Origin of the sequence: Propioniciclava soli, assembly GCF_014858005.1 — a bacterium.
Classification (GTDB): Bacteria; Actinomycetota; Actinomycetes; order Propionibacteriales; family Propionibacteriaceae; genus Propioniciclava; species Propioniciclava soli.
Genome location: NZ_JACYOT010000001.1, coordinates 455,469 through 469,784 on the forward strand (window position 1 = coordinate 455,469; position 14,316 = coordinate 469,784).

The window sequence follows — 14,316 nt, forward strand, 5'->3', positions numbered from 1 at the left end:
GCGAGCGTGGGAGCCGACGCGGGCGACCCCCGCAGGGTGATACTCATCGCACGCACGACGAACAGAGAGGTTCTCCATGACCGACAACCACGATCGCCGCGACGCCGATCCGAGCGCGTTCCGGGCGCCGGGCGACCCGTTCGGCGCCACCCAGGTTCCCGAGACGGGCGACATGGCGGCGACCACGCCCCAGGGCGTGACCATCGTCGACGTCGACGACGACGCGGACGAGCGCGACTTCGTGCCGCCGGCCGGCCGGCTCGCCGGCACGGTGGTGCTGGGCATGTCGCAGTCCATCGACAACTCCGAGGGCGGGGTTTCGCGCACGTTCTTCCCCCAGATCACCGTCGCGTTCGGCCTGGGCGACGGCTCGCTCGGCCTGCTGGGCGGCCTGAGCTCGGCCGCGCGCATGATCTTCGGCCCGCTGTGGGCCATCATGGCCGACCGGTTCGGCCGCAAGCGCATCCTGTTCATCGTCACCGGCCTGTGGGGGCTGTGGACGGTCGCCGCCGGGTTCGCCCCGAACTGGCCGATCCTGTTGTTGATCTACTCGATCTCGCTGATCGGCACCGTGGCCTCCGAGCCCATCCTCAACGGACTGCTCGGCTCGCTCTACTCGCGCACCGAACGGGGCAAGGCGTTCGGCACCGTGCGCGGCGTGTCCGCCGGCGTCGGTTTCGTCATCACCCCGCTGCTCGGCCAGTTCGGCGGCAACCCCGAGGGCTGGCGCTGGGCGTTCATGACGATGGGCGCCCTCTCGGTGCTCTCCGGCATCCTCATCCTCATCTTCGTGAAGGAGCCCGACCGCGTCGCCGCGGCCGACACCGACGAGATCAAGTCGGAGGCCGGCATGTTCCGTTGGTCGGACGCGGCCAAGGTGATGAAGATCCCGACGCTCGCGCTCATGGCGCCGATGCTGCTGCTGGTGACCTCGCTGGTGCTGTTCAACTTCGTGGCCCAGGTGTGGGCCCGCGACTTCGGCTTCGGTGTCACCAACGCCGCCTACCTCAACACCGTCATGCAGATCGGCATGGCCATCTCGGCGCTCGTCGGTGGGCTCACGGGTGACTGGTTCGTGCGCCGGTTCGGCAACAAGGGCCGCATCATCCTGTTCCAGATCTACGGCGTCTCGTTCGCCGCGATCATCGCCCTCACCATGTACTGGGCGCAGCTGTGGGACAACGACATCGCGCCCGGAACGGGGCAGACGGTCACCAACGACCCGAGCTTCCTCTACTACGTGATGGTCTTCCTCATGGGCCTGATCTTCTCGTTCGGCTTCTCGGGCTGCGTCCTGCCGATGGTCTCCTCGGTCTGCCCCAAGCAGCTCTCGGCGACGTCGTTCGCCCTGCTGTTCTCGCTGATCCAGGGCGGCATCAACACGGTGTACCAGCCGCTGGTGGGCGTCATCGCCCAGGCGATCGGCAACCTGCCGCTGACGATCCTCGTGGGCGTGTGCGTGCCGTACGTGCTGAACTCGCTGTACTGGTTCGTCTTCTACCGCAACTACGAGAAGGACGTGTCCCTGCAGGCCGAGCGCACCCGCCTCATCGCGGCGGGTCAGTTCTGAGGGTCACCGGCCCAGGAGGGCGCCCAGGCCGGCGACGAGGCCCCAGATGAGCAGGCCGGCCAGGGCGAGCGCCACCGCGATGAAGCCGATCACCATGGCGACGGCCAGCACCCCGTAGGTGCGGGCGCTGGCGTCGACATGGCGGTTTTCGATGACGCACCGCTCCAGCAGGCGGAAGTTCTTCCGGTTCGCGCGGTGCAGGACGTCGGCGGCGTCCCCGACGACCGGGACGAAGCCGAGCAGCGCGTCCACGAGCAGGTTCCACCCCATGCGGGCGAGGACGTGCAACGGGACGCGCTGCCGGACGGCGTCCGCCATGATCGCGGCCGACAACCCCGTGCCGACGACATCGCCGATCCCCGGCACCAGGCCGACGAGGGCGTCCAGCCCGATGCCGATCCCGGTGCCGGGGATCCGCACGAGATCATCCGTCACGCGCGCCAACCGGCGGCTCATCGCGATGTCGGGATACACGCGGGGCGGCTCGGGCGGCGGTGGTGGGTCTGCGGGCACGACGGCAGTCTAGGTCGGGTCCGGGAAGTGGGACGGGTTCGCCAACCGCGCGGAATTTGGTTAGGTTAGCCTCACCTAAACCACTCCCCAGGAGGATTTCCATGCCGTTCGCCCCTGTCGCAAGGGTACTGGCCCTGTCGGTCGCCGCGCTCGCCCTGGCCGGGTGTGGCGCCCCTGCCGCGACGCCCACCGCCACCACCGAGACCCAGACCACCGTCACGGTCAGCGACAACGTCGGGGAGCACACCATCGCGGTGCCGCCCGCCTCGGTGGTCGCGACGGACAACCGCCTGTTCGAGACGCTGTCGGACTGGGGCGTCCAGCTGGCCGCCGCGCCCCGCGACCTGATCCCCACCACGATCGCGTACCGGGACGACGAGTCGGTGGTCAACCTCGGCAGCCACAACGAGCCCAACCTCGAGGCCGTGGTGGCCGTCGAGCCCGATCTCATCATCAATGGCCAGCGCTTCGCCCAGTACGGCGAGGACTTCGCCCGGCTGGTGCCGGACGCCACCGTCCTCACCCTCGACCCGCGCGACGGTGAGCCGCTGGACGAGGAGCTCAAGCGGGGCGTCGGCGTGATCGGCCAGGTGTTCGACAAGGAGGCCGAGGCCCAGCAGCTCTCCGACGACCTCGACGCCGCCATCGCCCGCGCCGAGGCCGCCTACGACCCGTCGATGACGGTCATGGCCGTCAACGTCTCCGGCGGCAACATCGGCTACATCGCCCCCGTCGCGGGCCGCACGCTCGGGCCGGTCTTCGACATCCTCGGCCTCACGCCGGCCCTCGAGATCGAGGGGGCGACCGACGATCACCAGGGTGACGACATCTCGGTGGAGGCCATCGCGGCCTCGAACCCGGGCCTGATCCTCGTCCTGGACCGTGACGCCGCCGTGGCCGCCGACGACGCGAGCTACCAGCCGGCCAGCCAGGTGCTCGAGGGCTCGGAGGCGTTGGCGAACGTGACCGCCATCACGGAGGGCAACGTCGTCTACCTGCCGAACGACACCTACACCAACGAGGGCATCCAGACGTACACGGAGTTCTTCAACACCCTCGCCGACCAGCTGGAGTCGCAGCCGTGACCGTCCCCTCCCCGGCCGCGGGCGCCGTGAGGGCGCCGGGCCGGGGACGGGCGCCGGGCCGCCTCGTCGACCCGAAGCTCCTTCTCGGCATCCTGGTCGTGGGCGCGCTGCTGGTCGCGTCCCTCTTCACCGGGGTGTACGACATCTGGGGTGCCGACGATGGTGCCGCGATGTTTGCGATCACCCGGGTGCCGCGCACCATCGCGCTCGTGCTGGCCGGTGCCGCCATGGCCATGTCGGGCCTGGTGATGCAGCTGTTGACCCAGAACCGGTTCGTCGAGCCCACCACGACGGGCACCACGGAGTGGGCGGGCCTGGGGTTGTTGTTGGTGATGGTCGTGGCTCCCGAGGCGAGCCTCACCGCCCGCATGATCGGCGCCGTGGTGGCGTCGTTCGTGGGCACCGTCATCTTCTTCGCGTTCCTGCGCCGCGTCACGCTGCGGTCGTCCCTCATCGTGCCCATCGTCGGCATCATGCTGGGCGCGGTGGTCGGCTCGATCTCGACCTTCATCGCGCTGCGGACGAACTCGCTGCAGATCATCGGCGTGTGGTTCGCGGGCAGCTTCACCGACATCATCCGCGGCCAGTACGAGGTGTTGTGGATCACGGGTCTCGTCGGCGTCGCGGTGTTCATCGCGGCCGACCGCTTCACGGTGGCCGGCCTCGGCGAGGAGATCGCCACCAACGTGGGCCTGAACTACCCCCGCATGGTGCTCATCGGCACCGGCCTCATCGCGGTCGCCACCGGCGTCGTGACGGTCGTGGTCGGCAACCTGCCGTTCCTCGGCCTCATCGTGCCCAACATCGTCTCCCTCATCCGCGGCGACGACCTGCGCAGCAACCTGCCCTGGGTCTGCCTGCTCGGCATCGGGATCGTCACCGTCTGCGATCTGGTGGGCCGCACCCTCATCATGCCGTTCGAGGTGCCGGTCTCCCTGATCCTCGGCATCCTCGGCGCCGTCGTCTTCATCGCCCTCCTGCTGCACCGGCGCCGCCGTGGCTGACGTCCTCTCCCGCCCCGCGCCGGCTCGCCCGGCGGACGCCCCCGCGTCCGGCCCGCTGCCCACCGTGGCCGCCCGCCGGCGCTACACCGTCGTCGTGGTGGTGCTCGCGGCGATGGCCCTGGGTTTCGGCTTCGGCCTGCTGGCGTGGGCCAACCCCATGCCGGTCGGGTCGCTCGGGTTCTGGCGCATCGCCGAGCTGCGCGCCACCAACCTCGTCACCATGGGCGTGGTCGCACTCTGCCAGGCCGTGGCCACCGTCAGCTTCCAGACCGTCACCACCAACCGCATCCTGACCCCCTCGATCATGGGTTTCGAGGCCCTGTACGCCGCGATCCAGACGACGGCCGTCTACGTCCTCGGCGTCACCGGCATCATCGCCCTGCAGGGGCTGCCGCAGTTCGTGCTGCAGGTCGTGGTGATGGTCGCGTTCTCGGCTTTGCTGTACGGCTGGCTCCTCACCGGACGCTTCGGCAACCTCCAGATCATGCTGCTGATCGGCATCATTCTCGGTGGCGGCCTGCGCTCGGTCTCCTCCTTCATGCAGCGTCTGCTGACCCCGAGCGAGTTCGACGTGCTCACCGCCCGGTTGTTCGGCAACGTCAGCAACGCCGATCCGCAGTATCTGCTCGTCGGCGTCCCCGTGGCCCTGGTCGTCTCCGGGGTGTTGTACCTGCGCTCCCACCGGCTCAACGTGCTGGCGCTCGGCCGGGAGACCAGCCTCAACCTCGGGGTCAACCACCGCCGCGAGCTCATCACGGTGCTCGTGCTGGTCTCGATCCTGATGGCCATCTCGACCGCGTTGGTCGGCCCGCTGACCTTCCTCGGGTTCCTGGTGGCGACGCTGTCGTACCAGTTGGCCGACACCTACGACCACCGCCTCATCTTCCCGGTCGCCGCGCTGACCGGCTTCGTGGTGCTGAGCGGTGCCTACTTCGTCATGAACCACGTCTTCCGGGCCGAGGGTGTGGTGTCCGTCATCATCGAGCTGGTGGGGGGAACCGTGTTCCTGTTCGTGATCGTGAGGAAGGGGCGCCTGTGATCCGCGTCACGGACGTCATCAAGCGCTACTCCAGCGAGGTGGCCATCGGGCCGGTCGACCTCACCATCGAGCCGGGCGGCATCATCGCCCTCGTCGGCCCCAACGGGGCCGGCAAGTCGACGCTCCTGACGATGATGGGCCGCCTGCTGGGCATGGACGGGGGCAGCATCAGCATCGCCGGGCACGACGTCGCGCGGACGCCCTCGCGCGAGCTGGCCACGATCGTCTCGATCCTGCGGCAGGAGAACCACTTCATCACCCGGTTGACGGTGCGCCAACTCGTCGGGTTCGGTCGCTTCCCATACTCCCAGGGGCGCCTGACGCCGGCCGACGAGCAGATCATCGACCGGGCCATCTCCTTCCTCGACCTCACGGGGCTCGAGGGCCGCTACCTCGACGAACTGTCCGGCGGGCAGCGGCAACGGGCCTACGTCGCCATGGTGCTGGCGCAGGACACGGAGTACGTCTTGTTGGACGAACCCCTCAACAACCTCGACATGCGCCACTCGGTGGCCATGATGCGCCACCTGCACGATGCCGCCCACACGCTGGGGCGCACCATCGTGATCGTGCTGCACGACATCAACTTCGCCTGCCAGTACGCCGACCGGCTGTGCGCCATGAAGGACGGCCGGGTGGTCGCGTTCGGCACGCCGGAGGAGATCATGACCAGCGAGGTCCTCACCGACGTCTTCGAGACGACGGTCGAGGTCATCGACGGGCCCCGGGGCCGGTTGGCCGTCTACTACTGAGCCCGCTCACCGAGCCGGGGCCGGCCCCAGGGTGACGACGCGGTCGCAGCGGGCCACGACGGCCGGGTCGTGGGTGATGACGAGCACCGGCCGATCGCCCGCGGAGGCCCAGATGTCGTCCAGCAACGCCGTCGCCGTCTCCGGGTCGAGGTGCTCGCTGGGCTCGTCGAGCACCAGCACCTGCGCCTCGCGCACCAGCAGGCGCGCCAGGGCGAGGCGGCGCTGCTCGCCGCCGGACAGGTCGGTGCCCAGCTCGCCGACGAGCCGGCCCGGGTCGACGCCGAGGCGGGCGCGGGCGAGGGCGTCGGCCACCTGCTCGGCGGACGCGTCCTTGGCGCCGATGCGGACGTTCTCGGCGACGGTGGTGGTGAAGACGTGGGCGTCCTGGGCGAGGTAGCCGATGCGGCCCTCGACGGTCACGGTTCCGGCCACGGGCGGGATCAGCCCGAGCACCGTCGCGGCCAGCGTCGTCTTGCCGACCCCGGAGGGCCCGACGAGGGCCACCCGCTGCCCGGGGGCGACCTCGAGGTCGAGCCCGCTGGCCAGCGGCGCCGCCCCGGGCCAGCCGATGGCCAGGCCCCGCACCGCGAGGCGGGGGGCGGCGACCGGCTCGCCGGTGGCGACATCGCCCGCGCCGACGGTGGGGGCGTCCAGCAGGTCGCGCACCCGAGCCAGGGACGCCGACGCCCGCGTCCAGGTCTGGGCCGCTCGGGTGAAGTCGGCGAACACCTCGTGCAGCGCGAGCGGCATCAGCACGAGCACGGCGAGCATCGGGCGTTCCAGGGTGCCGGCGCGCACGGCGTCCGCCCCGAGCAGCAGGGCGGCGACGACGGAGGCTCCCGCGGCGAGCACCTGCAGCGCCGTCGCCAGCCCGCGCGTCCAGGCGGCGCGGGCGTCGGCGGCGACCAGCCGGGCGTCGGCATCGGCGAGCCGGGCCAGGGCGTCGGCGTCGCGGCCGTGGGCGACGAGGTCGGGTGCCGTCCGGCCGATCTCGTGGACGACGTCGGCCAGGGCACCGCGCGCCGGCACGGCCGCGGCGTCCGCCGTCGCCGACAGCCGCGCGGCCAGCCACGGGGCCGCCACCCCGGCGACCAGGGCGGTGGCCAGCACCGCCAGCGCCACGGGCCACGCAAAGGCGCCCAGCACGAGGGTGGTGCCGAGCAGCACGAACACCCCGGACGCGAACGGCAGCGCCACGCGCACGACGACGTCGAGCACCGCGTCCACGTCGGCGACCACCCGGGCGAGCAGGTCGCCGCGGCGGCGTCCGAGCAGCGTGGTGCGGGCCAGCCGGCCGTACGTCTCCAGGCGCAGGGCCGACTGCAGCTGCAGCGCCAGCTCGTGGCCGACGAGACGCTCGGTGTAGCGGAAGACGCCGCGGCCGATGCCGAAGGCGCGCACGAGCACGGCGGCGGCCGTGAGGTACATGACCGGCGGGTGCTCCGCGGCGCGCGAGAGCAACCACCCCGACACCCCGAGCAGCGCCACCGAGGAGGCCGACGCGAGCGCGGCCAGCAGCACCGCGAGCGCGACGCGCCCCCAGCCGAGCGGCACGCCGGCGACGAGGCGGCCCAGCAACCGGGTCATGGCGTGCCCACTCGCGCGACGGCGCCGATCCGGACGACCCGGTCGGCCCCGGCCAGCACGGCCGGGCGGTGCGACACGACGACCGCGGCCACGCCGGTGGCGCGCAGGCCGGCGAGCAGGGACGCCTCGGCGTCGGCGTCCAGCCCGGCGGTGGGCTCGTCGAGCAGCAGCAGGTCGGCGCCCGCGTCGATGCGCAGCAAGGCCCGGGCGACGGCGACGCGGCGGCGCTCGCCGGCGCTCAGGCCCTCCCCGTCGTCGCCGACGTCGCGAGCCGGGTCCATCCCGGGTGCACCGGCCCGGGCGAGGGCGTCCGCGACCGCGGCGTCGGAGGCGTCCGGATCGCCGAGGCGCACGTTGGTGGCGATCGTGCCCGCCACCATGCCGGGGTTCTGCCCGACGTACGCGATGCGCGCCCGGCCCGGGCCGGCGACCGTGCCCGCCGTGGGGGAGAGGAAGCCGACGAGCGCGTTGAGCACGGTGGTCTTGCCGCCGCCCGACGGGCCGGTGAGCACGACGAACTCCCCGGGCGCGACCGTGAGGTCGACCCCCGCCACGGCCGGGGCGTCGGCGCCCGGATAGGTGTGGGCCAGGCCCTCGACCCGCACGAGCTCACCGGCCGGGAGCGCGGCGGCCGGCCCGGTGGGGGTGGCGGGGGCGGCCTCGATGAAGGTGAGCGCCTCGTCGGCGGCGGCCATGCCGTCGGCGGCGTCGTGGTAGTGGACGCCGACCTGGCGCACCGGCAGGTAGACCTCGGGGGCGAGAATCAGCACGAACAGGGCGGTGGCGAGGTCGAGGTCGTGGGCCACGACGCGGAAGCCCACGGTGACCGCGACCAGGGCGACGCTCAGCGTCGCCAGCAGCTCGAGCACCAGGGCGGAGAGGAACGAGATGCGCAGGGTGCCCATCGTCTCGGCGCGATGGGCGTCCTCGGTGCGGCGCAGGCCGGTGGCCTGGGCGCGGGCCCGGCCGAACACCTGCAGGGTGGGCAGGCCGGTGACGAGGTCGGCGAAGTGGTGGGCGAGGCGCTGCTGGGTGGCCCAGCGCCGCTCGGTGCGGGCCTGCGTCGTCCACCCCACCAGCACCATGAACACCGGAATGAGCGGCAGCGTCAGCGCAATGATCAGCGCGGCCGGCACGTCGGCCAGCAGGATCACCCCGCCCACGAGCACCGGCACCGTCACCGCGAGCAGCAGCTGGGGCAGGTACTTGCCGTAGTAGCCGTCGAGCGCGTCGAGGCCCACCGTGGCGAGCGTCACGAGCCGGGCGGTGGACGCCGAGGGGTCCAGCGGGCGGGCGAGCCGGGCCGCGACGAGGTCGCGGCGCAGACGCGATTTCACGGCCGCGACGGTGCGGTGCGCGAGCACCTGGTTGAGCCAGCCCAGCGCGGCCTTGCCGGCGAAGATCGCAGCCAGCGCGAGCGCGGCACCCCCGAGCTCCGGCCACCACCCGGTGCCGGGGGTGGGGCTGGTGTATTCCCACCCGGGGGCGGCGGCGAACACGCCGCTGATCGCCCCCGCGAGCACCCACGCCTGAGCGACGGTCAGCACGGCGACCAGGCAGCCGATGAGGGCGCCGGCGACGAGGTACCACCGGGTCGCTGCCGCGCGGCGCACCAGCCGTGGGTCGATCGGTCCCCGCCGTCGTCCCTCGCCTGCCACCACGACAGGTTACGCGGCCAGCGAGGCGTCCTCCGGGATGTTCTTGGTGCTGAGGCGCTTGCGGAACACCCAGAGCGTCCAGCCCTGGTAGGCGAGCACGATCGGCACGAACACCACCGCGGCACCCGTCATGATCGAGAGCGTCAGGTCGGTCGACGCCGCCTGGACGCGATCCAGCGGCACGGCCACGGCGCTGTTGTCGAAGCCCAGGTTGGGCCACATGCGGGCGAAGATCCACACCGCGACGGTGAAGATCGTGACGGTCGTGAGCACGAAGGCCCAGCCGTCGCGTCCGGCGCGGATCGCGAGCCAGCTGCCGACGAGCGCGACCGCCGCGACCGCGGCGAGCAGCCAGCCGAGGACGCCGAACCCGTACGCGAGGTTGGCCCACAGCAGGTAGGCGGCACCGCCGATGATGGCGACGACGCCGACCTTGCCGGCGAACTCCTCGGCCCGGTCGTGGACGACGTCACGGGTCTTGAGGGCGAGGAAGTTGGCGCCGTGGAACAGGAACAGCACCACGAGCACGACGCCGCCGAGCAGCGCGAACGGGCTGAACAGGCTCCAGAAGCCGCCGGAGAACACGTACAGGTTGTCGTTGCCGGGGGCCGTGGTGACCGGCATGCCGATGATGAAGTTGGCGAACCCGACGCCGAACACGAGCGACACCACGAAGGAGCCGACGCCGGCCATCACGTCGAAGCGGGTGCGCCATGCCGAGTCGGGGTTCTTGGCGCGGTACTCGAAGGCCACGCCGCGGATGATGAGGCCGACGAGGATCAGGAACAGCGGGAGGTACAGCCCCGAGAACAGCGTGGCGTACCAGCCCGGGAAGGCCGCGAACGTGGCCCCACCGGCGGTGAGCAGCCACACCTCGTTGCCGTCCCACAGCGGGCCGATGGTGTTCACGATGACCCGGCGCTCCTTCTCGTTGCGGCCGAGCACGCGGATGAGCATGCCGACGCCGTAGTCGAAGCCCTCGAGGATGAGGTAGCCGATCCAGAGCACGGCGATGAGCAGGTACCAGACGACCTGCAGGGTGGTGGGTTCGGTGGCGAGCAGCGTCACGGGAGTCTCCTTCCTCAGTAGGCGAAGGAGAGGACGTCGTCCTCACCCTTGATCTCGACCTCGGGCACCTCGGCCGGCATGCCGGCGTGGGCGTACTTCAGCAGCAGGCCGACCTCGACGACGGCGAGCGCGCCGTAGAGGACGGTGTAGCCCACCATCGACGCGAACACCGTGCCGGCCCCCACGCCGGGGGAGACGGCCAGCTCCGTCGGCAGCACACCGGCCACCACCCAGGGTTGGCGGCCCATCTCGGTGAAGATCCAGCCGGCCGAGTTGGCGAACAGCGGCGCGAGCACCACGGCGATCAGCGTGACGTCCAGCCCCAGGCCGGGTTTCGGGAGCTTGCCGCGCCCCAGCTGCAGCAGCGTGAAGGCGCCGATGCCCATGGCCAGGAAGCCCAGCGTCATCATGATGCGGAACGTCCAGTAGCTGACGGGGATGATGGGCGTGAAGTCGGTGATGCCGAGCGTGGCCAGCTTCTCGGCGTAGGCCTGCTGCAGCGGCGAGTCGGGGTTCACCAGCTCGCCGCGCTGGTAGGCGGCCTGCAGGTTGCGGATGCCGGGGATCTCGGCGTACGGGTCGCCCGCGGCCAGGAAGCCCAGCACGCCCGGCACGTGCAGTTCGAAGACCGGCTCGGTGCCGTCGAGCGTCCCGATGGTGAGCAGGGAGAACGGCGCCATCTCGCCGTCGCCGCCGGCCGTCTCGTAGAGGGCCTCGGCGGCCGCCATCTTCATGGGCTGCACGTCGTACATGATCTTGGCCTGCAGGTCGCCGGAGATCACCGTGGCCAGGCCTGCGCCGAGCAGCACCCACGCGCCGAGCTTCGTCGCCCAGCGGTAGCCCGCCACGTCGTCGTCCTCGGCCGGCGTCCGGTCGGCCTTGTTGAGCCGCGCCAGGTGCCACGCGGCCACGGCCAGGACGAAGCCCGAGCCGGTCATGAACGCGGCGGCCACGGTGTGGGGGAACGTGACGAGGAACACCGGGTTGGTGAACAGGGCGAGGAAGTCGGTCATCTCCGCCCGGTCGGTGATCGGGTTCCAGGTCGCACCCACCGGGTTCTGCATGAAGCTGTTGGCGGCGAGGATGAACACCGCCGAGAGCAGCGTGCCGCTGGACGCCAGCCAGATGCACATCAGGTGGACCTTGCGGGACAGGCGGTCCCACCCGAAGATCCACAGGCCGAGGAAGGTGGACTCGAGGAAGAACGCGAGCAGGGCCTCCAGGGCGAGGGGCGCGCCGAAGATGTCGCCGACGAAGCGGCTGTACTCCGACCAGTTCATGCCGAACTGGAACTCCTGGACGATGCCCGTCACGACGCCCATGGCGAAGTTGATGAGGAACAACTTGCCGAAGAACTTCGTGAGGCGCAGGTACGTGGCGTCGCCGGTGCGGTACCAGCGGGTCTGCATGACGGCGACGAGGAAGGACAGCGAGATCGTGACCGGCACGAAGAAGTAGTGGTAGACGGTCGTGATCCCGAACTGCCACCGTGCGAGGATGTCCGGACTCATGCGGCGGAGTGTACTACTTTGCGTCGTACGACACCACCCGGCGGGTTACGATGCTGCCGTGTCGATTCTCGGAGAGCTGGAACAGGCGGTGATGGACGCCCTGTGGCGCCGGTCAGCCCCCACATCCGTGCGCGACGTCCACGCTGAATTGGCCGCCCAGCGCGAGATCGCCTACACCACCGTCATGACCGTGCTCGACCGGCTCGCCAAGAAGGGCATCGTCGTCCGCCAGCTCGACGGCCGCGCCTGGTTCTACGAGCCCGCGCACTCCCGCGTCGAGCTGCACGCCCGCGCGATCGAGGACATTCTCGGGGACCTCCCCCTCGATGTCCGTCACGCGGTGTGGGAGCGGTTGCGAGCCGGGGACTCCGCCGACTGACGCGTCGTTTGGGCAGCCTGCCCTTCGTTGCCGGATGCGCGATTCGGGATCAGGATCGGGGCATGAGCGAGACCCCGCCCGCTGCTGCCGCCCCGGCCGCGTCGCAGCCCACGCCCCTCGACGTGTCCGGCTCGGACGCCGGGCTGCTGAACAAGCTGCGCGCCGCCGTGCTGGGGGCCAACGACGGCATCGTGTCGATCGCCGGCATGGTCATGGGCGTGGCCGGCGCCACGACCGATTCCGTGTCCATCCTGGTCGCCGGGATCGCCGGGCTCGTCGCCGGTGCGCTGTCGATGGCCGTCGGGGAGTACGTCTCGGTCAGCGCCCAGCGGGACAGCGAGCGCGCCCTGCTGGCCCGGGAGGGCCGCCCCGCCCAGCAGCTCATCAGCGCCTGGGCGGCCGCCGGGGCGTCCATGGCCGCGTTCACCGCGGGCGCGCTGGTGCCGTTGCTGGCGATGGTGCTGACCCCGCCGGCGTTCCGGGTCGCCGCGACCGTGGCGGCCGTGGTGGTGGCGTTGAGCCTCACGGGTTACCTCAGCGCCCGCGCCGGCCGGGCGCCGGCCGGGGTCGCCGTGGCGCGTGTCATCACCGGGGGCCTGCTGGCCATGGCGATCACCTACGGCATCGGCGCGCTGGTGGGCACCCAACTCGGCTGACGTCCCCGGTTTGGGGAGGGAGCCTCAGTTGCGGACGCCGCCCTCGTCGAGCAGGTCGACGTCCTCGATCCGGGTCGGCCGCTGGCGCAGGGCCTTGTTCACGAGGAACGTGATGAAGCCGAGCACCGCGCCGATCGCGATGAGCACCAGCGCGATGGTGAACTGCTCCAGGGGGCGTCCGGTCCAGGGCCCGACGAGGTAGAACGTGCAGAGCCCGGCGACGACGGGCAGCCACGTCGGCGCCCGGAAGTGGCTGTGGGCCACCGTGTCGCGCCGCAGCACGAGGACGGCCACGTTGACGAGGGTGAACACAGCCAGCAGCAACAGGGCGGTGGTGCCGCCGAGCTGGGAGACCTGGCCGACGAACGTGATCAGGGCGATGGCCAGGCCGGTGGTGAACAGGATCGACACCCACGGCGTCCGCCGGCTCGGCAGCACGCGGGAGAACACGTGCGGCAGGACGAGCTGGCGGCCCATGCCGTAGAGCAGGCGGGAGGCCATCATCATGTTGATGAGCGCGGTGTTGGCCACGGCGAACATGGAGATGAACGGGAAGACGGCGCCGAACGGGAGCCCGGGGGCGCCCATCTCGACGACTGTCAGCAGCGGCGTCGCGCCGGTCTCGGTGAGCTCGCCGATCGGCACGATCGCCACCGCCGTCATGGACACGAGGACGTAGATCACGCCGGTGATGCCGAGGCCGGTCAGCATGATCGGCGGGAAGATCTTGGAGGGGTTCTTGGTCTCCTCGGCCATGTTCACCGAGTCCTCGAAGCCGACCATCGCGAAGAACGCCACCGACGTGGCGGCGGAGAGGGCGAGGAACCAGCCCTTGTCCTGCGGCGTCTCGAACAGCAGCACGCGGCTGAAGTCGGCGCGGCCGCTCGACATCGCGAGGAAGCCCACGAAGATCACCAGCAGCAGGCCCGACAGCTCGATGCACGTGAGCACCACGTTGGCCTTGACGGATTCCGCGACCCCGTAGAGGTTGACGCCCATCACGAGCAGCATGAACCAGATGGCCACAACCGTCACGATCGTGGGGTCGGTGCCCAGGCCGAAGCCCTTCATGAAGTTCTCGGCGAACGCCCGCGACGCGGTGGCGCTCGAGGTGATGCCCGACGCCATCACGGTGAACGCGACCATGAACGTCAGGAAGCCGATCCTGAACGCCTTGTGGGTGAACACGGCCGCTCCCCCGGCGTGGGGGTACTTGGTGACGAGCTCGAGGTAGGAGAAGGCCGTCATCAGCGCCACTGCGAACGCGACCAGGAACGGCAACCAGACCACGCCGCCCACCTCGCGGGCGACCGTGCCGGTGAGGGCGTAGATGCCCGTGCCCAGGATGTCGCCGATGATGAACAGCAACAGCAGGCCGGGGCCCATGACCCGCTTCAGCTCCGGTTCGGCGTGGGGGGTGGTGCTCGGCTCCGCCATGGCGCGCTCCTCGTCCGTGGGGCCGGGTGGCCCGCCGGTACTCTGCACCTCCCGCTG

13 protein-coding genes are annotated in these 14,316 nt (G+C 71.0%); 7 read left to right on the forward strand and 6 right to left on the reverse strand.

Translation table 11 applies throughout. The features are described from left to right. Positions 1-76: 76 nt before the first annotated feature. Positions 77-1,570, forward strand: a complete 1,494-nt coding sequence (locus IFY26_RS02095) for an MFS transporter (RefSeq protein WP_232547347.1) — start codon at positions 77-79, stop codon at positions 1,568-1,570. Positions 1,571-1,573: 3 nt separating this feature from the next. Here the strand turns inward: IFY26_RS02095 and IFY26_RS02100 are convergent, their stop codons facing one another. Further along, on the reverse strand, positions 1,574-2,083 hold the full coding sequence (locus IFY26_RS02100; protein WP_232547348.1) for a DUF4112 domain-containing protein: 510 nt from the start codon (positions 2,081-2,083) through the stop codon (positions 1,574-1,576). Between the two features lie 101 nt (positions 2,084-2,184). Here IFY26_RS02100 and IFY26_RS02105 point away from each other — a divergent pair, with 101 nt between their 5' ends. The 4 genes from IFY26_RS02105 to IFY26_RS02120 are packed head-to-tail and all read left to right on the forward strand — an operon-like array spanning position 2,185 to position 5,963. Next, positions 2,185-3,168 carry a siderophore ABC transporter substrate-binding protein gene (locus IFY26_RS02105; protein ID WP_232547349.1) on the forward strand — a complete coding sequence of 328 codons (984 nt, stop codon included), beginning with the start codon at positions 2,185-2,187 and terminating at the stop codon, positions 3,166-3,168. Continuing rightward, on the forward strand, positions 3,165-4,172 hold the full coding sequence (locus tag IFY26_RS02110; RefSeq protein WP_232547350.1) for an ABC transporter permease: 1,008 nt from the start codon (positions 3,165-3,167) through the stop codon (positions 4,170-4,172). The genes IFY26_RS02105 and IFY26_RS02110 overlap by 4 nt, the downstream gene beginning before the upstream one ends. Next, positions 4,165-5,211 carry an iron chelate uptake ABC transporter family permease subunit gene (locus IFY26_RS02115; RefSeq protein WP_232547351.1) on the forward strand — a complete coding sequence of 349 codons (1,047 nt, stop codon included), beginning with the start codon at positions 4,165-4,167 and terminating at the stop codon, positions 5,209-5,211. The genes IFY26_RS02110 and IFY26_RS02115 overlap by 8 nt, the downstream gene beginning before the upstream one ends. After that, complete coding sequence (locus IFY26_RS02120; protein ID WP_232547352.1) at positions 5,208-5,963, forward strand: iron ABC transporter ATP-binding protein; 756 nt, start codon at positions 5,208-5,210, stop codon at positions 5,961-5,963. Before IFY26_RS02115 ends, IFY26_RS02120 begins: the two co-directional genes overlap by 4 nt. A gap of 6 nt (positions 5,964-5,969) precedes the next feature. Here IFY26_RS02120 and cydC read toward each other — a convergent pair whose 3' ends face one another. From cydC to IFY26_RS02140, 4 genes are all read right to left on the reverse strand, one after another. Continuing rightward, positions 5,970-7,550 (reverse strand): thiol reductant ABC exporter subunit CydC, encoded by a 1,581-nt coding sequence (cydC, locus tag IFY26_RS02125; RefSeq protein ID WP_232547353.1) that lies wholly within the window; start codon positions 7,548-7,550, stop codon positions 5,970-5,972. Then, the gene (cydD, locus tag IFY26_RS02130; RefSeq protein ID WP_232547469.1) at positions 7,547-9,115 is read right to left on the reverse strand and encodes a thiol reductant ABC exporter subunit CydD; all 1,569 of its coding nucleotides are present in this window, start codon (positions 9,113-9,115) and stop codon (positions 7,547-7,549) included. The genes cydC and cydD overlap by 4 nt, the downstream gene beginning before the upstream one ends. Before the next feature lie 102 nt (positions 9,116-9,217). Then, positions 9,218-10,276 (reverse strand): cytochrome d ubiquinol oxidase subunit II, encoded by a 1,059-nt coding sequence (cydB, locus tag IFY26_RS02135; protein WP_232547354.1) that lies wholly within the window; start codon positions 10,274-10,276, stop codon positions 9,218-9,220. A 14-nt stretch (positions 10,277-10,290) separates the two neighbouring features. Then, positions 10,291-11,787, reverse strand: coding sequence for a cytochrome ubiquinol oxidase subunit I (locus IFY26_RS02140; RefSeq protein WP_232547355.1), 1,497 nt, complete (start codon positions 11,785-11,787; stop codon positions 10,291-10,293). Between the two features lie 58 nt (positions 11,788-11,845). Between IFY26_RS02140 and IFY26_RS02145 the strand changes: the two genes are divergently transcribed. Then, positions 11,846-12,166 carry a BlaI/MecI/CopY family transcriptional regulator gene (locus IFY26_RS02145; protein WP_232547356.1) on the forward strand — a complete coding sequence of 107 codons (321 nt, stop codon included), beginning with the start codon at positions 11,846-11,848 and terminating at the stop codon, positions 12,164-12,166. Between the two features lie 8 nt (positions 12,167-12,174). Continuing rightward, the gene (locus IFY26_RS02150; protein WP_416046539.1) at positions 12,175-12,822 is read left to right on the forward strand and encodes a VIT1/CCC1 transporter family protein; all 648 of its coding nucleotides are present in this window, start codon (positions 12,175-12,177) and stop codon (positions 12,820-12,822) included. A gap of 24 nt (positions 12,823-12,846) precedes the next feature. Here the strand turns inward: IFY26_RS02150 and IFY26_RS02155 are convergent, their stop codons facing one another. Then, a complete protein-coding gene (locus IFY26_RS02155) occupies positions 12,847-14,259 on the reverse strand; it encodes an APC family permease (protein ID WP_232547358.1) in 1,413 nt (470 codons plus the stop codon). Positions 14,260-14,316: the final 57 nt, after the last annotated feature.

Bases quoted from the DNA above. Each gene is read 5' to 3' on its own strand.
- IFY26_RS02155 (WP_232547358.1), bottom strand. From the start codon at position 14,259: ATGGCGGAGCCGAGCACCACCCCCCACGCCGAACCGGAGCTGAAGCGG.
- IFY26_RS02095 (WP_232547347.1), top strand. From the start codon at position 77: ATGACCGACAACCACGATCGCCGCGACGCCGATCCGAGCGCGTTCCGG.
- cydC (WP_232547353.1), bottom strand. From the start codon at position 7,550: ATGACCCGGTTGCTGGGCCGCCTCGTCGCCGGCGTGCCGCTCGGCTGG.
- IFY26_RS02105 (WP_232547349.1), top strand. From the start codon at position 2,185: ATGCCGTTCGCCCCTGTCGCAAGGGTACTGGCCCTGTCGGTCGCCGCG.
- IFY26_RS02140 (WP_232547355.1), bottom strand. From the start codon at position 11,787: ATGAGTCCGGACATCCTCGCACGGTGGCAGTTCGGGATCACGACCGTC.